Consider the following 21,156-nt stretch of genomic DNA (forward strand, 5'->3'; position numbering starts at 1 on the left):
CGTGGCTTTTTTGTGCTATATTTCTTGCCAACCCCTATAGGTAATCTTGCTGATATTACGCTACGCACTTTAGAGGTTTTAGAAAAGTGCGAGTATTTTTTGTGCGAAGATACAAGGGTTAGCAAGAGATTGTTGCACTTGCTTACACAAAATTCTATTATCAATCATTCTTTCCCCAAAATCGCAACCAAAGAAAGGGAGTTTATTGCCTTCCATTCGCATAATGAGCAAGCCTTTTTGAAAAATACAGAGCTTTCTTTTTTTGATAAAGAAATCGCTGTGATGAGCGATGCAGGTATGCCATGTTTGAGCGATCCGGCTATGAGTTTAGTGGCACATGCGATTAAACATAATATTAAATATGATATTTTGCCCGGAGCTAATGCGCTTACTACAGCCTTTTGTGCGAGCGGATTTTTGGAGGGGCGCTTTTTTTATGCGGGATTTTTACCTCACAAGAGTAAGGAAAGACGCTTAAGAATTACTAAAATTTTAAACGCCCTAGCTTATTTGGAAGAAAAAACGCCTATTATTTTTTATGAAAGCCCTCATAGGCTATTAGAAACCTTAAAAGATTTAAAAGATTTAGCTTTAGGCATGTCCTTATTTGTCGCTAAGGAGCTGACTAAACTTCATCAGCAATATTACTTTGGGGAAGTTTCTCAAATCTATTTACAACTTCAAAAGAGCAATATTCAGGGGGAGTGGGTCTTGGTGCTTTTAAACGAACAAGCAATTGAGCCTTGTATGGGGCTATCAGCATTATTGCAATTAGATTTGCCTCCTAAAATTAAGGCTAAAATTGAGGCGCACATGACACATAAAAATGCCAAAGAGCTTTATCAACAGCATTTGCAAGAAAATGCTTGAACTCATTTAAAACAAAGGTCTCATCATGCAAGCAGTTATTTATGGCAAACAAGTTATTTCTCACATTTTAACTAAGCATTCTACAAAATTTCAAGAAATCTATTTGTCTAAAGAAATTGATAAAAAACTTTTTTTCGCTCTTAAAAAAGCATGCCCTAACATCATTAAAGTGGATAATAAAAAGGCTCAAGCTCTTGCTAAGGGGGGGAATCATCAAGGGGTTTTAGCCAAAGTAGAAATGCCTTTAGCTTGTTCGTTAAAAGAAATCAAAAAAGGCGAAAAGCTTTTGGTGCTTTGTGGTATTACTGATGTGGGTAATATTGGGGGGATTTTTAGAAGTGCATATTGTTTAGGAATGGATGGCATTATCTTGGATTTTGCTAAAGAATTTGCCTATGAGGGGATTGTGCGTTCAAGTCTAGGGCTTATGTATGATTTACCTTTTAGTGTTGTGCCTAACACATTGGATTTAATCAATGAATTAAAAACGAGCAAGTTTTTATGTTTGGGAGCTACTATTAAAGGCTCTAGTAAGTTAGAAACCCCCATTGAAAAATGTGCGCTTTTTTTAGGTGGCGAACATGAGGGCTTGTCTAAAAAAATTCTTGCTAAAATGGATACGCTAATAAGCGTAGAAATGCGTAGAGATTTTGATTCGCTTAATGTAAGTGTGGCAGCAGGGATTTTAATAGATAAAATCAATCAATAAGGTGGAGTAAAATGCAACAAGAAGATTCTATAAAAGATACTCAAGAAAATTTGGAAGTTCCTAATGTTATTTTTAATATTTCTAAAAATAATACAGATTTAGAAGAAACACATAATCTTTTAGATGAAAATTTACAAGCTTTGAAAAATATTGGCGTTCAAGAAATTTGTAAGAAAACAAGAATTTCTTCAACCAATTTAAATTACTTGCTAGAAAAGCGCTATGAATCTCTCTCAAGAGTGCATGCTAAAGGATTTTTACAGATTTTAGAGAGAGAATATAAAATGGATTTGAGTGCTTGGATGACCGAGTATGATAGAGTGTGTGTGTTTAAAAGCGATATTAAAACGCCCTCTATTAACCAAGCTCCAAATGTTAAGAATAGCTCTGATAGCATGCATAAAATTGAATTAGATTATAAAATTAATCAAGCAACTTCTTTTACTCCTAAAAATTCCTCAAAGCTAAAATGGTTTATTGCTGTTGTAGTAGTCGTTGCGATTGTCTGTGTGGTTACTATGCATAATTATTATGAAGATTATCAAGCTAATCATAAAGCCTTGCATAATGAAGTGGATAAAAAACCTACAGAAACACCTATATCAAATCTAGCTACACAGCAAGAAACTCAAGCCTCAAAAGAAGAGAAAAAAGAGGAAGAAGAGATTGGAAAAAAAGAACCTGAAATCATCTATATCACACCAAAGAGAGATATTTGGGTAGAAGTGATTGATTTAGATGATAGGGCTAATTCGTTTCAAAAAACTCTCAAAGAAACTTATTTGTTAGAAACCAATAATCATCGCTTGTTGTTGCGTTTTGGACATGGGAATTTTTCTTTAAAACTTAGTGAAGAATCACGAGCATATAACGATAATAAAACCAAGCGTTTCTTTTATGCACCCAAAAAGGGTTTGGAATTGATTGATGATAGTCAATATAAGAAGTTGCAACAATGAAATACAAAAATATTTTGGCAATTCTTATTATAGGTGGAGCTTGTTTTTTAAGGGCGGATTCTTTAGACCTTAAAACCAAGAGTTTAATGGGAGATAGAGCATATTATACCAATAAGCACTTTTTAGAGCGCTTGTTTAAAAATCGTGCTTTTTACTATGACAAGTTAGGGCGTATAGATTTATTGAAATTGCTCAATACTCTGAAAGAAAATGGGCTTTTATCGCTTAATTTTGATAAGCCAAGCGCACTCAAAGTTACCTTTAAAGCTCAAAGCAACGCTCTTTTATTTGCTAAAAGCATTAGTAGTTCTTTAAGCATGATGGGGTATTCGTATGTGTTGCCTATTAAAATGCAAAGTTCTTCTAGAATGAGCACTTTTTCTTATGAGATTAAGGCTGAATATGCCCTAGACCCTAATATCTTAATTGATACTATGAAAAAACATGGTTTTAATTTTGTGGATATTAGGCGCATCTCTTTAAAAGAATGGGAATATGATTTTTCTTTAGTAGAGGCTAAAATGCCTAATGCTAGGGTTTTAAGCTTGAGTAATGAGCCGGTTGAATTAAAGGAAGCGAGCGGGAAATATTGGCTGAGTGTGAGTCAAAATGCTCGTTTAAATATAAGCTCTAGCAATCCTTTATGGCAACCAAAAATTGTCTTTTATGATAATAATCTTAAAATCATTCAAGTAATTTCTGAACACAATAGAATGAAAGAAATCACCATTAATTTACTTGAGGGCGTGCGCTTTATCCAAGTTAGCGATACTAAAAATCCTATTGTCTTAAAAAATGGTATCAGCGTGGTTTATGACTCTAGCCATGAATAGTAGGGGGGAATGTGATAGAATGATAGATGATGGCTTATTAGAATTTGCAACAGAAAGTGTTCAGCGGTATTCTAATAAGGATTTTGGCGAACAACAAGTCAAGAATAGCCTTATTATGCCATTTCTTAAAGCACTAAACTATGATTGCTTTGACCCTAATATTATCTCTTTAGAATATCGTCCACCTCTTTATAAAGGCCAACAAGCTTGTGATTATATTATTACTTCTAAAAATAAGAGTAAGTTTTTAGTAGAGGCAAAAGCTATCAATGAAAATTTAAACAAGTATATTAATCAATTAGCTAGTTATTTCAATGCTAGTGTTGGGGTGCGTATAGCCATACTTACTAATGGAGTGCAATATTGGGTTTTTAGTGATTTAAAAATTCCAAACCTTATGGACGAAGAACCATTTTTGAAATTAGATTTGCTCAATTTAAGTTTGCAAGATAAAGAGATTTTAGAATATTTTACCTACGAAAATTTTGATGCTAGTAGGATTATTCAAAAAGTTTTAGAAAGAAAGTGTTATCAAGAAATTAAAGACATTTTAAAAAATGCTTTCACAGAACCTAATGAAAAATGGGTTAATTTCATCTCACAACAAACTACCATTAAAGAAATTTCATTCAACACAAAAGACTTGATTAAGAAAGCTTTTAATGAAATAATCCTAGAGCAACATCATTGCACAGATGAAAGCTATCAAGAGATTGAAAAAAGTAGCGTTATCCAAGAAGAATATAATGGCTTTGTGGTGTTAGATGAGAGAATAAAGTGGAAAAATAAGGTTTGTGAGTCTTTTATCTTTCTTGAAAAAGTGGAGCAAACTAAAGATAATCAAGAATTATTATTCAAAACCCTTATGAGATTATATGAGCTTGATGGTAAAAAGTTATTAGAGTTAGCCAAGCAAGATTATCGTGATTCTACTAGAAAATCAAGCAGTAATAGTGGTATAAAGCTTTCTTTAAGCAAGGAAAGAATTAAATCTAGTAGTAATGTAGAAATTAAAAAATTGCCAACACCTACACCCATATATTATTACGCCACGCTTAGTAGCGATTCAATTAAAAAGCTCATTATAAACTTGCTTAAGGAATTTAAACTTGAAGAAGAGAGTTTTAGAATTAAGCTTAGAGATAAAAAGGAAGAGTTGAAATAGAATTGTCTAAAAAATGCATGTTTTGCTAAAGTTAGGGGCTTATGGCATTCTTTTAAGAGCTTCAAAATAAGATAAAAATCTACTACAGAGATAATAAGAGAATAAAAACCAAAATATTAAAATAATATGCTGTTAATATTTTTAAGAGTTTAAAATTAATGATTTTAGTCAAAGAGTGCCGTTTAAATCTATTGAGCATACTTAAGAGCAACCTTAAAGATTACTCTTTTAAAAATTTATTGCTAGGATTATTCAATAATCTTAGGCACAATGAAGTAATTATCTTGGCTGTGTTTGCTTTGACTTAAAATATCTTGTGCTACACTAGGCTCATTTTGTGCTATATCTTCTCTTAGGGGGGTGCTTAGATTGGTATTAGTATTCAAATCGCTTGTTTCTAAAGCAAAGATATTTTCTACAAAGCCTAAAGTCTCAGCTAAATGGCTTTTAACACTTTCTTTATGCTCATCTTTAATCTCTAGCATGCTTAATTTTTCTAAGCGTTGTAATAATTTATCATCAATTTGCATTGTTTTTCCTTCAATTTAAAATAGGGGTTCATCCATGACTTCTGGGGCTTTAATACCCATAAGTTTTAACACGCTACTAGCGATGTTGTTTAAGGCTCCGTTTTTTAAGGCTTTGACACCATTTCCTAAAACAAAGCAATACACACTTCCAGCGGTGTGATTGGTTAAGGGATTGTGATTTTCATCTTTCATATGCTCGCAATTTCCATGGTCGCTTGTTAAAAGCATGGCATAATCTAATTCTTTAACTAATGAAAGGATTTTTCCTAAACATTCATCTACTACTTCTACGGCTTTAATGCTTGCTTCAAAGTTTCCGGTATGCCCCACCATATCACCATTAGCAAAATTAACAATGATTAAATCAGCGCCTAGTTTCATTTGCTCTAAGACTACAAGGGTTACTTCTTTGGCACTCATTTCAGGCTTTAAGTCATAAGTAGCCACTTTTGGGCTACTAATTAGCACTCTATTTTCATTTTTAAAAGGAGTCTCTACTCCGCCATTGATGAAGAAAGTTACATGGGCGTATTTTTCAGTCTCAGCGATATGGCTTTGAGTTAGGTTATGAGAAGAGACAACTTCAGCGAGCGTGTTTTGAATGTTTTCTTTAGGAAATAAAATAGGGTAGGAAAATGTTTTGTCATAAGGTGTCATGGTAGCGATATGGAGTTTTTTAAAAGTTTGACGCTTGAAAGCATTAAAATCTTTATCGCCTAAAGCACTCACTATTTCTTTAGCCCTATCATTTCTGAAGTTTATAAAAATAAAGCTTTCATCATCTTGCATGCCTAAATAACCTTTAAAGCAAGTGGGTAAAATAAATTCATCGGTAATGTTTTCGTTATACTGACTTTTAATATATTCACTAGGACTTAAAGGGGTGGGGTTTGTAAGACCCATTAAGCTGTTATAGGCGAGTTCAATTCTCTCAAAGCGTTTGTCTCTATCCATGGCATAAAATCGCCCGCTAATGGTGGCGATTTGAATGTTTTCATTACAAATAGCCTGCATTTGTTCTAAATAAGTTAAAGCACTTTTAGGGGCAACATCTCTGCCATCAGTGATTAAATGCAAACAGACCTTTTTATTGAGCTTTTGACTCTCTAAGGCTAGAGCGATAAAATGCTCAATATGTGAATGCACGCCCCCATCACTCATCAGCCCCATAAGATGAACAACCTTGCTTTTATGGATAGTATCTAAAAAAGCGGTGTTGTTTTTAAGCTCATCATTTTGAATGCTTAAAGAAATTTTGACTAAATCTTGATAGAGCACTCTACCAGCCCCAATACACATATGCCCCACTTCAGAATTTCCCATTTGTCCTTTAGGTAAGCCTACGCTTAAGCCATGCGTGTCAACGAGACTATAAGGCAAAGTTTCAAACATCAAGTCATAAGTAGGCTTTTTAGCATGAAAGAAAGCATTATAATCGCTATCTTTGCGATACCCAATGCCATCAGTAATAATAAGAAGAGTTTTTTGTGCCATATTTTAAAGTGTTTTAAGGCTCTTGCATGATAGCAATGCGATTGGCCAAAATGGCGTTTCTTTGCCCTTTGGTGCAACGCTTGCATACTTCATGGGGTTGCTTTTTAGTGTGGGTTTTAGCAAACCTTGGAGATACTTTTGGCTTATGGGTGCTCTTAGTTTTAGCGTGAGTGTTTTTAGCCATATGAGCGTGTGTCATAGGGCGTTTATGCTCTTTATTTTCAAACTCTTTGTAAGAAGTTTTAATTTCTTTGATTTCTTGTGTTTCTTTAGCCTTAACTTCTTTTATAGCTTGAATCTCTTGGGTTTTTGACTCTATGGGAGCTATTTGGGGTGTAATCTGATTTTTATTAACACTTGCTAAAAGTTGTGGCATGGTGTTGCCAATAGGGTCTAGGGCTAAATTGCTATTGGCGCTTTTTTGTAAGGCTTGATCCTTTTTGGCATGCTCATTAAAGAGTTTAGATTCTTTTAGGTGCTTGATTTTATCTTGAATGTCTTCATAATATTTTTCAGCATCTTCATTGGATTTTTGGTTTCTTTCCCAACGACTACCCTTATTGTAAGATTTAATCATATTTTTTAAATCGCCGTTATAGCGTGTTTTCCAATAGATTAATTCTTTAAGGGCTACTTCAGAAGCAAAGGTATTATTTTGGATAAGTAATTCACCCATTACATTGCGTAAAAAGGGGCTGTCTTTGTGTCCGTAGCTTTTTAATACGCTTGGAATATAAGCATGATAGACACCAGCACTTGGGTCAGAAAAATTCACTCTATAAGTTCCTGCACATGACTCTTTCCATGCAATACTTGCTAATTCATATCCTAGATTTTCCTTAGAGCCAAATTGATATGCAAATCGTAAGACTTCTTTTTGCTTGGGGTTAAATTCTTTAATATTATCGCATTTAGTCATTGCGGCAATATGTGTAACAGGAGACATGTTTTTATGTTTAATATTCTCAGCATTCTTTTGAGAACTTTCCTCTGCGTGTAAACTTAGGCTTAAAAGCATGCTTAGACTCGCACCTACAAAAAGGGCTTTTAGCTTAGTATTAGTAAATAAGGTTAAATTTTTCAAATGCTTACCTCTGTATTGAATTAAGAATTTATAAATAAGGGCAAATTTGAGTATAATTCTACCACAAATTTAGCCTAGCTTACATTTAGGATAAAGTTAAATTTTGAGGGAGACATAAATTTTGGTTGCAGAAGAATTATTAATAGAGATTTTGACTGAAGAATTACCCGCACAAGCGCTATTGAATGAATATAAAGAAATGCCTCAAAAATTAGAAATGCTTTTTCAAAAATATGCACTAGAAGTAGGGGAATTGGAGATTTTTTACACCCCTAGGCGTTTGTGTTTGTTTATCAAAGATTTCCCCCTTTCAACCAAAGAGACTAGAGAAGAGTTTTTTGGAGCACCCATTGAAATTGCTTGTAATAACAAAGATAAAACGCAAGGCTTAAATGCGGTGGGTTTGGGGTTTTATAAGAAATTAGGACTAGAATTAAAAGACAATAAACATTTCCAAACAGCTTTTAAAAACAATAAAGAAGTGCTTTATTACGCTAAAATCAATGCCCCACAGCCTACAAAACATCTGATTATGCCTATTATTGTGGAGTTTTTAGAGAGTTTGAATTTTGGAAAATCTATGCGTTGGGCTAGCGTAGAAAAGAGCTTTATTAGACCTATTCATAATATTTGCGTGTTGTTTAACCAACAAGATTTCAATGATATTGAAGTAAAAGAATATGGTTTTAAAACCAAACAAGCCACACAAGTGCATAGACAAGAGAGTTTTGAATATATTAAGGTTAGTAGTCCTAAGGAATATTTTGAAATTTTAGAAAAACACCATGTTATTTTAGATTCAAAAAAGCGTGAAACTAAAATCCTTCAAGAGATTAGAGAGTTAGAAAAGCATTACAATATTGTAGTAGAGATTGATACTAATTTACTCAAAGAAGTCATAGCCATTACGGAATACCCTACAGCACTTTTTGGGGAGTTTGACAAGGAATTTTTGAAATTACCCAGTGAAATTATTATCACTTCCATGAAAGAAAATCAACGTTATTTTGCTACCTTTAATAAAGACAGCAAGACATTACACAACGGCTTTATTGTGGTGAGTAACGCCATTAGCAAAGATAAGCAAAAAATTATTCTAGGCAATCAAAAGGTTTTAAAAGCTCGTTTAAGTGATGCAGTTTTCTTTTATGAAAATGATTTGAAAAAGCCCTTAGATAACGCCCCTTTAGAGAATGTTGTCTTTGTGCAAGGCTTAGGAACTTTAAAAGATAAAGTGGAGCGTGAGTTAATTATCGCCAAATATTTAACACAAAAATACTCTTCACATTTAAACATGCCTTTAGAAAAAGCCCTTGAACTCATTCTTAGAGCCATTAAAATCGCTAAGGCAGATTTACTGACTGAAGTGGTGTATGAATTTACAGAACTTCAAGGGATTATGGGCTATTACTACGCTTTAGCCCAAAATGAAGATAAGCTCGTTGCTTTGAGTATCAAAGAGCAATACTTACCCACAAGCGAAAACGCCCCCTTACCTTCTAATGTCTTTAGTGCGATAGTTTCTTTAAGCCTTAAGATAGATAGCTTGTTTGCTCTTTTTAGTGTGGGTAAAATTCCTAGTGGTTCTAAAGACCCTTACGCATTAAGGCGTATGGGATTAGGGCTATTAAAGATTATTTCTCACTATGAATTAGACTTTGATTTAAAAGTAGATTTAGAAAATATACTACAAGAAGTGGGCGTTTATAAAAGCTTTGATTTAGAGATGTTAGAGAAGTTTTTACTAGAGCGATTTGCAAATTTAATAGAGTGTAACCCATCAATTATTAGAAGCGTGCTTAATGCCAATGAGCGAGATATAGTGAAAATCATTCAAAAAGTCAAAGCCTTAAAACGCTTTTTGGATAACCCAAAGAACGCTCAAAAGAAAGAATTACTTTTTAGTGCTTTCAAACGCCTAGCTAACATTAATAAAGATAGAAATCTCAATGAGCCTAGCAATTTTTCAACAAATCTTTTTAAAGAGCCACAAGAACATGCCCTTTTTAGTGCATACAATGAGCTAAAAACGAGCCATTTTGATAGTTTAGATAGCAAGATAGAGGCTTATTTTAGTTTGCATGAGCCTTTAGAAGAGTATTTTAAAAGCGTGCTAGTTATGGATAAAGATAAGGAAATTCAAGAAAATCGCAAGAATTTCTTGCTAAGTATTTATAAGAGTTTCTTAGAAATCGGGGATATTAAAGAAATTGCCATTTAAAATGTTGAAACTTTTCTTTAAAACCAAACCCTTTATTTTAGTTTTAGCTTGTAGTGCTTTTTTAAATCCCCTTAGTGCACGCACTTTTACCTTAAAAGAGTTTTTAAAAGAAGTAGAAACTAACTCTATGGAGTTAATCGCTAAAAAAGCTGATTTTAAGAGCCGATTGAATGAACAGCGCTCTATAAACTCTTGGGATTTTCCCTATATTGATAATGAAACTTCTATGGTTAAAAACTATCAAGGTATTGTAGAGGCTCAGCCTAGAACCGTTTTAGTCATTAAGCCAAAACTCCCATGGGTTAGTTCATTACTATCTAAAAGCCTCTCTATTAAAACCATTCAATATGATAAAAGTTATAAGTTAAGCAAGAATCTTGCCTTTATAGGGGCAAAACGCTTGTATCTCACTTATGTTATCACCAAAGAAAAATACAAAATTTATGTGCAACGAGAAAATAATTTCTACTCTCAGCTAGAAATCGCTAAGAAAAAGGTCAAAGCTGGGAGCATGAGCGAAAAGGACTATATCAATTTTAGAAATTCTTATTTAGAATCTAAGCTTGCTAAAACCAATATTGAAACTAGATTGATTAATTTAGAAAAACTACTAGATACCATGTTAGCGATTGTAGAGCCAGTCAAACAAGATGCTCATTTTGATACTTATTTAAACCATTTGCATGATGTAAAGGTGCTAGGCTTAGATTTTGAGTATGTGCGTTTAGAGCCACAATCTTTAAAGCGCATTTTAGACCATTCTTTATATGTGGATATTTTGGATTTAACAGCTAAGGATTATGGGGTTAATGCTAAACTAGCCAATAGAGATGTGTTTCATAATTTTGAATTTGGACTTGGGGCTGAGAGCTATAACTCTTCTACCAACTTTTCTATGGATATTCGTATCCCCCTACCTTTAACCCCAAAAAATATCTATCAAAAGCGTAAGTTTTTAGATTTGCAAAGTGGGGCACTCGCTCAAAATGAGGTAACAAAGAGAAATATTAGAATTAATGCTAATTCGTATCTTAACCAACTAAAAACTAAAGAAGAGTATATTAAGGTGCAAAAAGAGGCGATTGATAATAAAAAGCGCCTTATGGAAATGGGGCGTGTGGCTTATGAGGCGCAAAAAATTGGTTTGTTTGAATATTTGATTTATCAAAATTCTTACATGGACGCTCTTATTGCCTTAGCAGAGGCAAAGGTTGAGTATGTCAATATTACCGCTCTTTTAGAAGAGACATTAGGAGAAAGTTTGACAAGATTAGGAGAATTGAATTGAAAAAGTCATTATGCTTAATCTTTTTATGCATGGTTTTTAAGCTTTCTTTAGAGGCTAAAAGCTATCAAGAGATTATTTTAAGCGAACAGCAACTAAAGCATATGGGCTTGCATGTGCTTAGATTGGATAAAGAGATTTTTAGTAAAGGACTTCCTTTTAACGCTTATATTGACTTTGATAGTAAAAGCTCTGTGGTTCAAAGCTTGAGCTTTGATGCCTCAGTAGTGGCAGTGTATAAGCGAGAGGGCGAGCAAGTCAAAAAAGGCGATATGATTTGTGAAGTAAGTTCTATTAGCTTAAGCAATCTCTATTTTGAATTACAAAACAATAGAAATAAACTTAAAATTGCCACTGATGTTACTAAAAAAGATTTAGAGCTTTATAAAGCGGGGGTAATTTCCCAAAGAGAATACCAAACAAGCTTTTTAGCAAGTGAAGAAATGAGACTTAAAGTAGAGCAGTTAGAGACTACTTTCAAAGGTTTTGGCATAGACCCTAAAAAACCTAAGGGGGATTATGGTTTTAGAATTGTTGCAAGAGATAGTGGCTTATTGTCTGTTGCTCCTAAAAATGCCGGCGAAAAGATTTTAGCCTTCACTAGTTATGTGCGTATTTCTAAGAGCAGTAATTTGATTGCACGCATTAAATTACCCGTAGATGTCTCTAGGCATATTAAACAAGGCTCTCTAATTTATAGTAGTGATGGCATGTGGATAGGAGAGATTCAAAGCGTTTCAGTTGTTTTAGATAGAGGCTCTAATACTATTTTAGCAACAGCTCTTATTAGTGAGAAGAGCTATCATGTGGGCGAAATGGTGGAAGTCTATATTCAAGGCTCACAGCCTAAAGACTCGGTATTAGTCCCCTCAAAAGCTCTCATTAGAGATGGCAAAAATTATTTAGCTTTCATTAGAACTTCTAAGGGGTTTAGGCCTATCATAGCCCATGTTTTAGAGGAGCGCAATAAGACTTTTGTTGTTAGTAGTGATAGCCTAAAGCCTAGCGATAGCGTGGCAACGGGCGCACTCATTGGATTAAAAGGCATGATAAATCACTTAGGGGAAGAGTAATGTTGGCCTCTATTATTGAGTTTTCCTTACGCCAACGAATTGTAATTATTGTTTGTGCGTTTTTGACCTTATTTTTTGGGACTTATAGCTTTATTAGTACGCCCGTAGATGCTTTCCCTGATATTGCGCCCACTCAAGTAAAAATCATCTTAAAACTTCCGGGTTCAAGCCCAGAAGAAATGGAAAATAACATTGTGCGCCCTTTAGAATTAGAGCTTTTAGGCTTGAAAGGGCAAAAATCTTTAAGAAGTGTCTCTAAATACTCTATTTCAGACATTACCATAGATTTTGATGATAGCGTAGATATTTATCTTGCTCGCAACATGGTTAATGAACGCCTTATTGGTGTAATGAAAGACTTGCCAGTAGGGGTTGAGGGGGGCATGGCACCTATTGTTACACCCCTATCAGATATGTTTATGTTTACGATTGATGGGGATATTAGTGAAGTAGAAAAGCGCCAGCTCTTAGATTTTGTAATCCGCCCACAATTAAGAATGATTAGTGGTGTGGCTGATGTCAATTCTATTGGGGGTTTTAGTAGGGCGTTTGTGATTGTGCCAGATTTTAATGATATGGCAAGACTTGGAGTGAGTGTCTCTGATTTAGAAGAAGTTTTGAGGGCTAATTTAAGAAATAGCGGGGCAGGGCGAGTGGATAGAGATGGTGAGACTTTTTTAGTAAAAATCCAAACCGCCTCATTAAGCCTAGAAGATATTGGTAAAATCACCGTTTCTACCAAAATGGGACATTTACATATCAAAGATTTTGCAAAAGTAGTGAGTGAGTCTCGCACTCGCTTAGGCTTTGTTACTAAAGATGGTTTAGGTGAGACTACACAGGGCTTAGTTCTGTCTTTAAAAGGAGCCAATTCTAAGCAAATTATCACACAAGTGCGTAAAAAATTAGAAGAATTAAAGCCCCTTTTGCCTCAAGGGGTATCTATCAATGTGTTTTATGACCGCTCAGATTTCACACAAAAAGCTATCGCAACCGTTTCTAAGACTCTAATAGAGGCGATTATTTTAATTATTATCACGCTCTTTTTATTTTTAGGAAATTTACGAGCAAGTATTGCAGTAGGAGTGATTCTGCCCTTAAGCCTATCAGTGGCATTTATCCTTATTAAAGCGAGTGATTTGACCTTAAATTTAATGAGTTTGGGCGGACTCATTATTGCCATAGGCATGTTAATTGACTCTGCAGTGGTAGTGGTAGAAAACGCTTTTGAAAAATTAAGCAATAATACCACTACCACCAAATTGCATGCGATTTATCGCTCATGCAAAGAAATAGCTGTTTCAGTGGTTAGTGGTGTGATTATTATTATTGTGTTTTTTGTGCCCATTTTAACTTTGCAAGGACTAGAGGGCAAAATGTTTAAGCCTCTAGCTCAAAGCATTGTTTATGCGCTATTAGGCACTTTGGTGCTTTCAATCACCATTATTCCTGTGGTAAGCTCATTGGTATTAAAAGCAACGCCTCATAGTGAAACCTTTCTCACACGCTTTTTAAATAAAGTCTATGCTCCGTTACTAGAATTTTTTCTTCATAATCCTAAAAAGGTCATTATAGGGGCGTTTATATTTTTGGTCTTAAGCTTATCGCTTTTTCCTTTTGTAGGTAAGACTTTTATGCCAAATTTAGATGAGGGCGATGCGATTTTAAGCGTAGAGACCACTCCCTCTATTTCTTTAGAGCAATCAAGAGAGCTTATGCTTAAGATTGAAAAAACTATTAAAGATAATGTCAAAGAAGTTAAAACCATAGTTGCACGCACAGGCGCTGATGAATTAGGACTTGATTTAGGGGGGTTGAATCAAACGGACACTTTTATCTCTTTTATCCCTAAAAAGGAATGGTCTGTAAAAACTAAAGAGCAATTATTGCAAAAAATTATGGATTCTTTAACGGACTTTAAGGGGATTAACTTTTCTTTCACTCAGCCTATTGAAATGAGAATTTCTGAAATGCTAACGGGTGTTAGAGGGGATTTAGCGATTAAAATTTTTGGCGAAGACATTTCTAAATTAAACCAACTAAGTTTTAAAATCGCTCAGCTTTTAAAGGGCATTAGAGGTTCTAGCGAGGTTTTAACCACGCTTAATGAGGGGGTAAACTATTTATATGTTACTCCCGATAAAGAGGCTATGGCAAATGTGGGGATTGCAAGCGATGAGTTTTCAAAATTTCTTAAATCCGCTTTAGAGGGCTTGATTGTAGATACGATTCCTACAGGGCTTTCACGCACTCCTGTAATCATTCGCCAAGAGAGTGATTTTGCTAGTTCAATTACCAAGCTTAAAAGTCTTGCATTAACCTCTAAGTATGGTGTTGCAGTGCCTATAACTTCTATTGCAGATATTGAAGAAGTTGATGGCCCCGTTTCAATTGCAAGGGAAAATTCAAGGCGCATGAGTGTGGTGCGTAGCAATGTAATAGGGCGAGATTTAAATGGTTTTGTAGAAGAAGTTAAAAAGGTCATTAAAGAGCATGTTGAATTGCCACCGAATTATTTTATCACTTATGGGGGGCAGTTTGAAAACCAGCAACGAGCTAATGCAAGGCTTTCAACCGTGATTCCTTTAAGTATATTAGCGATTTTTTTCATTCTCTTTTTTACCTTTAAGAGCATTCCTCTAGCCTTACTCATTCTTTTAAACATTCCCTTTGCAGTAACCGGCGGACTCATTGCGCTCTTTTTAGTAGGAGAGTATATTTCAGTGCCAGCAAGTGTGGGCTTTATCGCTCTTTTTGGGATTGCAGTCTTAAATGGGGTGGTAATGATAGGGTATTTTAAAGAGCTTTTATCACAAGGTAAGAGTGTGGAAGAATGCGTGATAGAGGGGGCTAAAAGGCGTTTAAGACCGGTTTTAATGACGGCTTGTATTGCTGGATTAGGGCTAATCCCCTTATTATTTTCTCATAGTGTAGGCTCAGAAGTTCAAAAGCCTTTAGCGATTGTTGTGCTTGGAGGTTTGGTTACTTCAAGTGCTTTGACTTTACTTTTATTGCCACCGATGTTTATGCTAGTGGCTAAAAAAATCAAAGTGATTTAGGGGACTAAATGTTAGCTTTAGAATTATTTGTAGAAGTATATTTAAAGGATACTATCATAGACTTTTTATTCGCTCAAGGCTTTGATGACTTTTTTTGCACGCCTTGTCATAAATATGCCTCCCCCTCAGAGCTTTTAAGCCAAAAAGAGCAAGTGAGCGGTTGTAAAGATTATGCGAAATTCAGACTCTTTTTAGCAGATAATGTAGCATTAGAATTAAGCCAAGCTTTACGAGATAAATTTACCTCTAAGGGTATCAAGCTTTTTTATACCCAAGTGCATGAATTATAAGTTTCATTTTGTAGCATAATCTATTGAATTAAAAATTAAGAGATTTTTTTTACGCTACAAAAACTTTTTAAAATCTTAAAAAACATAGCCTAAATTAAAAGCATGAATGCCTCAAAAAGGTATTTATAGCGCTTTTTGCCATGCTAATATTACTAAAATACGCTTTTAAAATAATATTTTCAAAAATGCTAAAAAATCAAGGAAAAAATTACTTTTTTGTTGCTATATTTACATTAAACTATTAACTATATTAGGAATAAAATATGAAATTTTGTAACATTTTCTTAAAGCAACAACAAGCTTTGGGGGGGGGGCGCATTATGAGACCCTTACTCCTTATCCCCCTAGTTTTTTTGACTGATTTAAGAGCTGAAGAGAGTTCGTGGTATGTTGGGGGTAGTTTTTTAATCGGTCAAGGCGAACAAAAGCGCACTATCACAACCCTAGAACCCCCTAGTAGTCCTATAATACCCCCTCAAATAGCCCCACAGCCTCAACCACAGCCAGCCCCACAACCACAAGAGCCAAGCCAAAAGCCTAGCCCTAAGCCTCCTCAAAAACCTGAACCAGAAAAACCAAGCCAACCACAACCACAACCACCAAACCCTGAGCCAAGCCAACCAAACCCTGATGCCCAAAAAGAACAACAAATAAAAGAACAATATACGAAAGCGGTTGAAAAATATAGAGATGATAAAAATAATGCTTTAGAAAACGCACAAAAACAACCGAATTGGGAGAAGTATCAAAAATATTGTGAGGGACAAGTAAAAAAAGGTCAAAAATTATATGATTGCTATTCTGTTCAAGGTCCTAACTATCAACAAGATGAACAAGTATATAATAGACTTTTTAATTCCGAGCAAGACCCAAGTAGTGCGTTGCCTAGCTGTCCGCTCGTTCAATCTAGCACGCCTATTTCACCAAATTATAGTAACGATGCTTTAGCGAACTATAATTGTTATTTTAATTGGCCTAAGAATAATCCCGGTCCGATTATCCCCACTGCTTTACCCGACGGCGTTCCCACCGGTCTTGCTACGCTTTTTAGTTATTTTCATAGATTTTTAGCGAATGTTCCTAATAAAGCTAACACTTCTCAAAACTCTCAAAATCCTACAGCTATTACCACAACTACCAAACAAACAAGCGTGCATTATGGAGGGAGTGTAGCGCTAGGGTATAAATATTTCTTTAAGCCTAGATTTGGTTTAAGGGGGTATATCAATCTTGAATATCTCTATACCAATACTTATTTTTCTAGCTCTAACATTCTTTATGGGGGTGGGGCGGACTTCTTGGCTAATATTATAGATAATAATGACAAGAAAAGCATGGTTTTTGGTGTGTTTGCGGGGGTGAATGTTGCCGGAAACACTTCTATCACACAAATTAAAAACCATAATGTAAGCAACACGAAATTTGACGCCTTTTTGCATACGGGACTTAGATTTGTCTTCAATGGTATGCATGAATTTAATTTAGGTGTGCGTGTGCCATTTATCAAAAATCCTAGCGTGTCTTTAAAGACTAAAGATAAGACTTATGAAGTGCAAAATGACATGTTCTATAGTCTTTTTGTAAGCTATTATTATTTATTCTAGGCTTTGTTTTATTGGGCGCTACAAAAGACTTAACGCTTAAATAGCGTTAAGTGAAAACTTCCTAAGTCTTGTGAAGTTATTGTGGGGATTTTTAATTAAAAAATCTCCCCTTAAAAAATAAAAGATTTATAATCAAAATAAAAACTAAACTATAAAATAAAAACTTAAAAATAAGTTTTCTTAAAAAGACTATAAAAAAGAACTCAAAACTTTTTAATCTCTAAAAAATAGGGGGAGCAAAAGATAAAAAGGGTTTAAAAGCCTTTTTGATTATCCCATAAGCGAATGTGTAGTCTATCACTAAGACTATAGCCATTTTCTAGGGCTAGGGGGGCTAGGGCTTTTAGATTTTTATCTAGTTCATTTTTAGTTGTGCCTAAGGGCATTAAAAAGACTTCATTATTGTTTAAGCTAAGTTGCTTTAAAAGGTTTTGAATTTCCATAATTGATTGAGTAGCATTAATGCTATCTAAGACAAATTTAAAATTCACGCTTTTAGCATTATCTAAGATGTTCTGTAAGGCTTTAAGATTAATGCGTTTGTTTTCTTTCTCTAAAGAAAGAGAGAGTTTTACGCTTAGGGTAAAATGCAATTCTTTTAAGATAGGGCTAAATTCAAAAAAGATAGAGCCGTTACTTTCTACAAATAAAGGAATCTCTTTTTGATGAAAATACTCCAAAACGCTCAATAAAGTAGGATTATTAAAATGCAAGCTTGGCTCTCCGCCTGTAAGAATGAAATCAAAATTGTTGTAATTAGGAGCTAGACTTTCTAAGTGCCTGATTAAGGCTTTAGGCCTACTATAATAATCCCAAAAATCTTTAAACTTAGAATGCACCGCATACAAACTATCACAACCAATTAGAATTTCATCATTTAATGGGGTTTTACAATCAAAGCCCTTACAAGAGAGATTACACCCCCCTAAGCGTAAAAATAGGCTTGGTCTGCCTATCCTTTTGCCCTCGCCTTGGAGAGAAAAAAAGCTCTCAACTACCGGAAGTTTCATTATTTTTAAGGGATTTGATGTAGGGGTTTAGCATGAAAAAAGCATTTTTCTTCATCACTAATGATTTTATTAAAAAAGTCTTTATCTTGCCATAGACTTTGAATGCCTTGTGAAAAGGATACGCAATTTTTATGAACGAGTGCTTTAAAATTAGGGTTTTCTAAATCTTTTAAAAATGCCTCAGCGTAGCCGTTTTTGGTCTCATGCACTCTTACGCTAGAGACTTTCAGCTCCCCTTCGTTATTAGAAAAAGTGCTTTTTTGTAAAATCAAGCTTAAGTAGTATAAAAACATCAAAGCATAACTTTCCGCACTCAAATTAAACGAGCATTTCACATAACGCACACAATTTTTTTCTATAAAATGCTGAAATTCTGCACTTTCTTTATCCCAAAAATGATGGGCATGGTCAAAGGAGTCTATAAAAATTTGCATTTCTTGTTGCATGATTCCAAAATCTAATGCCATGCACGCATTATCCAAGCGATTAGTTTCAATAAAGACTTCTACTTCATAATTATGCCCATGAATATTTTGAGCGCATTTTAAAGAGGAGCAATTACGCACCACATGACTAGCACAAAATTTATATAATCTTCTAATAATCATTTTTGACTACTTGTAGCATGGTTGGTAAAAGGGTAGTCTCAAGCGATAGTAATAATGCTCGGGGCGGTTAAAATCAATGCGTTTAATGGTGCTTTTAATCAAATCTCTATAGAGCATTTGATAACCACAAGTCTTCCCGCTCACACTTCCATCTATGTATAAAACTCGTTTTTGCAATACCATATCATACCAATCTAAGATAAAATGCGAATTAGCGCTCATAAACACTTCTTCACTAAAGCCATTAATGGCGTAATAATCTGTAGGGGCTGGCGAGCAATAAAACTGCCCTCCAATCCAATAACAAGGTTTGCTATCATGGTCAATCAATTGGTAATTATAACGATAAATAGGTATAGATGCAATATTACGCACCACTCGTGCATAAATCACATTTTTGGCTCTATCTAGCGGAAATTCCTCTTGTGTGAAGACATTATAAAAGCCTAATTTTTGTAACTCATAAATAATGGTGTTAATATAATAAGAGGTCATCATATCACTTCTGTTATAAGCTACCACGATAGTAGAATTATAATTGAAAAGATAACCCCCCGTAACTTCTGAGTAATAGCCCATGTGTAAGCGGTGCTGACATGCACTCAATAAAAAAAGAAACCCTAATATAAAACCAAAAAAAGTTAAGCGATAATTTTTACTCACTCCAATACACCCCTATGCCAAGATTCTAAGGCGTTTAAATCTTTATAGCTTGTTAAGTCTAAGAGTAGGGGTGTAATAGAAACATAATTATTGTGGATAGCTTGAAAATCAGAGAGCTTGTCTTTATTCTCTCGTTCGTTCCACATTAAGGGGTGCTGACCTAACCAAAAATAATTCTTGCCCTTAGGGTCTGTGCGTTTATGCACTTCTTTTTGATATATTCTATAACCTTTTGGTGTGATGAGTGTGCCTTGACAATCCTTAATTAAGCAAGTAGGGATATTCACATTTAAGAGTTTACGCCCTTTTAAAGGATAGCCTTGTGTAAAAATCATTTGCACTAAATCTTGTATAGTTTGTTTGGCTAAATCAAAATTTAAAGGAATGCTTTTATCTTTATTAGAGATGATTTGCGAAATTGCAATAGAAGCAACGCCTTGAATCGTGCCTTCAATCGCTCCAGCAACCGTGCCAGAATAGATCGTATCTTCACCCATGTTAGAACCAAGATTTATGCCTGAAATCACTAAATCAAATACAACATCTTTAAACAGCTCATTGATAGCCAAATACACGCAATCACTTGGTGTGCCATCATCAATTCTATAATGTCTGTCTTTGACTTTTTCTGCTCTTAAAGGCTCAGTGATAGTGATACTTTGCGAGCATGCACTTTTTTCATGTTTTGGGGCAACAACATAAATTTCTGCCATTGGTTCTAAGGCTTTTTCTAAAGCCTTAATGCCTTGTGCATGATAGCCATCATCATTAGTGAGTAAAATTTTTTTCATTTTTCGCCCTTAAGCCATGCGTTTAAAAGTTCTTGTAAATTCTCTTTTAAAAGAGTGTGTGAAAATTCTAAACTATTTAAATCGTTTAAAATCTCTGTTTTTAAAGTGTTAGCATAATGGTTTGCTTTATCTAATCCTAATAAATTCACAAAACTATTTTTAGCACTATCCAAATGGGTGGTTTTACCGCTTTCTTCTTCATTTTGTGTAACATCTATAATATCATCTAGCACTTGAAAACACAGACCCACTTTTAACCCAAAAGCACTAAGCCATTTTAAAAGCTCTGTATCTTTAATACCACTTGCAACAAGTCCCATAATGAGACTCGCACTAATGAGTTTAGCAGTTTTATGCTTGTGTAAAAAAGTGAGTTGCTCCAAGTTCAAAGGCGTGTTTTCAAAATAGCAATCTATTGCTTGCCCTAAAACCATGCCCTTAATCCCACCATTAGTGCTTAAGATTTTGACTAACTCTACAATAATAGGACTTTCTAATAGGGAGCTTGAGAGTAATTCAAAGGCGTAAGTATTTAAAGCATCGCCTATTAATACGGCTGTAGTCTCATTGTATTTGGCGTGTAGTGTGGGGTGATTTCTTCTTAGACTAGCATTATCCATGCAAGGTAAATCATCATGGATAAGCGAATAGGTGTGCAGGCATTCAATGCTTAAAGCGATTTTAAAATATTCTGTTTGTTTTGTAAGATAATGTTTTTTGTCCACTAAGGCACAAAGTGAGGCTAAAAAAAGCTTGGGGCGAAACCTTTTGCCCCCATTAAGCACCATTTCAAAAAAGGCTTCTTCAAGATAAGGGTGAAAGCTCTTAAGCTCCAAATTATGGTTATTTAAAAAGCTTTCAAAATTTTCGCATTCATTGTAATAAAAGGATAATTTAGGATTATTCAT

General features: G+C 34.6%; 19 protein-coding genes. 11 read left to right on the top strand and 8 right to left on the bottom strand.

Features of this window, described 5'->3' with window-relative positions:
• The first annotated feature begins 12 nt into the window (after positions 1–12).
• From rsmI to HCW_RS05255, 5 genes are read left to right on the top strand one after another with little or no spacing between them, the layout of a single operon-like run.
• Entirely contained in the window at positions 13–870 is an 858-nt protein-coding gene (gene rsmI, locus HCW_RS05235; protein WP_014661182.1) for a 16S rRNA (cytidine(1402)-2'-O)-methyltransferase, read from the top strand.
• Positions 871–895: 25 nt separating this feature from the next.
• Positions 896–1,579, top strand: a complete 684-nt coding sequence (rlmB, locus tag HCW_RS05240) for a 23S rRNA (guanosine(2251)-2'-O)-methyltransferase RlmB (protein WP_014661183.1) — start codon at positions 896–898, stop codon at positions 1,577–1,579.
• 11 nt (positions 1,580–1,590) lie between these two features.
• Positions 1,591–2,538 (top strand): hypothetical protein, encoded by a 948-nt coding sequence (locus HCW_RS05245; protein ID WP_014661184.1) that lies wholly within the window; start codon positions 1,591–1,593, stop codon positions 2,536–2,538.
• Entirely contained in the window at positions 2,535–3,371 is an 837-nt protein-coding gene (locus HCW_RS05250; protein WP_014661185.1) for a hypothetical protein, read from the top strand. The genes HCW_RS05245 and HCW_RS05250 overlap by 4 nt, the downstream gene beginning before the upstream one ends.
• A complete protein-coding gene (locus HCW_RS05255) occupies positions 3,352–4,536 on the top strand; it encodes a type I restriction enzyme HsdR N-terminal domain-containing protein (protein ID WP_196794362.1) in 1,185 nt (394 codons plus the stop codon). Before HCW_RS05250 ends, HCW_RS05255 begins: the two co-directional genes overlap by 20 nt.
• A gap of 248 nt (positions 4,537–4,784) precedes the next feature.
• Here the strand turns inward: HCW_RS05255 and gatC are convergent, their stop codons facing one another.
• The 3 genes from gatC to HCW_RS05270 are packed head-to-tail and all read right to left on the bottom strand — an operon-like array spanning position 4,785 to position 7,644.
• Positions 4,785–5,066, bottom strand: a complete 282-nt coding sequence (gene gatC / locus HCW_RS05260; RefSeq protein ID WP_014661187.1) for an Asp-tRNA(Asn)/Glu-tRNA(Gln) amidotransferase subunit GatC — start codon at positions 5,064–5,066, stop codon at positions 4,785–4,787.
• 15 nt (positions 5,067–5,081) lie between these two features.
• Positions 5,082–6,560, bottom strand: a complete 1,479-nt coding sequence (gene gpmI / locus HCW_RS05265) for a 2,3-bisphosphoglycerate-independent phosphoglycerate mutase (protein ID WP_014661188.1) — start codon at positions 6,558–6,560, stop codon at positions 5,082–5,084.
• A 13-nt stretch (positions 6,561–6,573) separates the two neighbouring features.
• Entirely contained in the window at positions 6,574–7,644 is a 1,071-nt protein-coding gene (locus HCW_RS05270) for a hypothetical protein (protein ID WP_014661189.1), read from the bottom strand.
• A 121-nt stretch (positions 7,645–7,765) separates the two neighbouring features.
• On the opposite strand from HCW_RS05270, the gene glyS reads away from it, so the two are divergent.
• The 6 genes from glyS (at position 7,766) to HCW_RS05300 (ending at position 17,176) form a co-directional block, all read left to right on the top strand.
• Positions 7,766–9,865: a glycine--tRNA ligase subunit beta gene (glyS, locus tag HCW_RS05275; protein WP_014661190.1), complete on the top strand. Its 2,100-nt coding sequence runs from the start codon at positions 7,766–7,768 to the stop codon at positions 9,863–9,865.
• Between the two features lies 1 nt (position 9,866).
• Positions 9,867–11,153 (top strand): TolC family protein, encoded by a 1,287-nt coding sequence (locus tag HCW_RS05280; protein WP_014661191.1) that lies wholly within the window; start codon positions 9,867–9,869, stop codon positions 11,151–11,153.
• 29 nt (positions 11,154–11,182) lie between these two features.
• Complete coding sequence (locus HCW_RS05285; protein ID WP_419470989.1) at positions 11,183–12,223, top strand: efflux RND transporter periplasmic adaptor subunit; 1,041 nt, start codon at positions 11,183–11,185, stop codon at positions 12,221–12,223.
• Positions 12,223–15,282 (top strand): efflux RND transporter permease subunit, encoded by a 3,060-nt coding sequence (locus HCW_RS05290; protein ID WP_014661193.1) that lies wholly within the window; start codon positions 12,223–12,225, stop codon positions 15,280–15,282. Before HCW_RS05285 ends, HCW_RS05290 begins: the two co-directional genes overlap by 1 nt.
• Positions 15,283–15,290: 8 nt before the next feature.
• A complete protein-coding gene (locus tag HCW_RS05295) occupies positions 15,291–15,572 on the top strand; it encodes a DUF3240 family protein (protein WP_014661194.1) in 282 nt (93 codons plus the stop codon).
• 263 nt (positions 15,573–15,835) lie between these two features.
• Positions 15,836–17,176, top strand: coding sequence for an outer membrane beta-barrel protein (locus HCW_RS05300; protein WP_014661195.1), 1,341 nt, complete (start codon positions 15,836–15,838; stop codon positions 17,174–17,176).
• Between the two features lie 254 nt (positions 17,177–17,430).
• Here HCW_RS05300 and HCW_RS05305 read toward each other — a convergent pair whose 3' ends face one another.
• From HCW_RS05305 to HCW_RS05325, 5 genes are read right to left on the bottom strand one after another with little or no spacing between them, the layout of a single operon-like run.
• Positions 17,431–18,186 carry a 7-carboxy-7-deazaguanine synthase QueE gene (locus HCW_RS05305; protein WP_014661196.1) on the bottom strand — a complete coding sequence of 252 codons (756 nt, stop codon included), beginning with the start codon at positions 18,184–18,186 and terminating at the stop codon, positions 17,431–17,433.
• A gap of 5 nt (positions 18,187–18,191) precedes the next feature.
• Positions 18,192–18,794, bottom strand: a complete 603-nt coding sequence (locus HCW_RS05310; protein ID WP_014661197.1) for a 6-pyruvoyl trahydropterin synthase family protein — start codon at positions 18,792–18,794, stop codon at positions 18,192–18,194.
• A gap of 6 nt (positions 18,795–18,800) precedes the next feature.
• Positions 18,801–19,457 carry a hypothetical protein gene (locus HCW_RS05315; protein ID WP_014661198.1) on the bottom strand — a complete coding sequence of 219 codons (657 nt, stop codon included), beginning with the start codon at positions 19,455–19,457 and terminating at the stop codon, positions 18,801–18,803.
• The gene (surE, locus tag HCW_RS05320) at positions 19,454–20,248 is read right to left on the bottom strand and encodes a 5'/3'-nucleotidase SurE (protein ID WP_014661199.1); all 795 of its coding nucleotides are present in this window, start codon (positions 20,246–20,248) and stop codon (positions 19,454–19,456) included. The genes HCW_RS05315 and surE overlap by 4 nt, the downstream gene beginning before the upstream one ends.
• On the bottom strand, positions 20,245–21,156 hold the full coding sequence (locus HCW_RS05325; RefSeq protein WP_014661200.1) for a polyprenyl synthetase family protein: 912 nt from the start codon (positions 21,154–21,156) through the stop codon (positions 20,245–20,247). The genes surE and HCW_RS05325 overlap by 4 nt, the downstream gene beginning before the upstream one ends.

The organism is Helicobacter cetorum MIT 00-7128, assembly GCF_000259255.1.
GTDB classification, from domain to species: domain Bacteria; phylum Campylobacterota; class Campylobacteria; order Campylobacterales; family Helicobacteraceae; genus Helicobacter; species Helicobacter cetorum_B.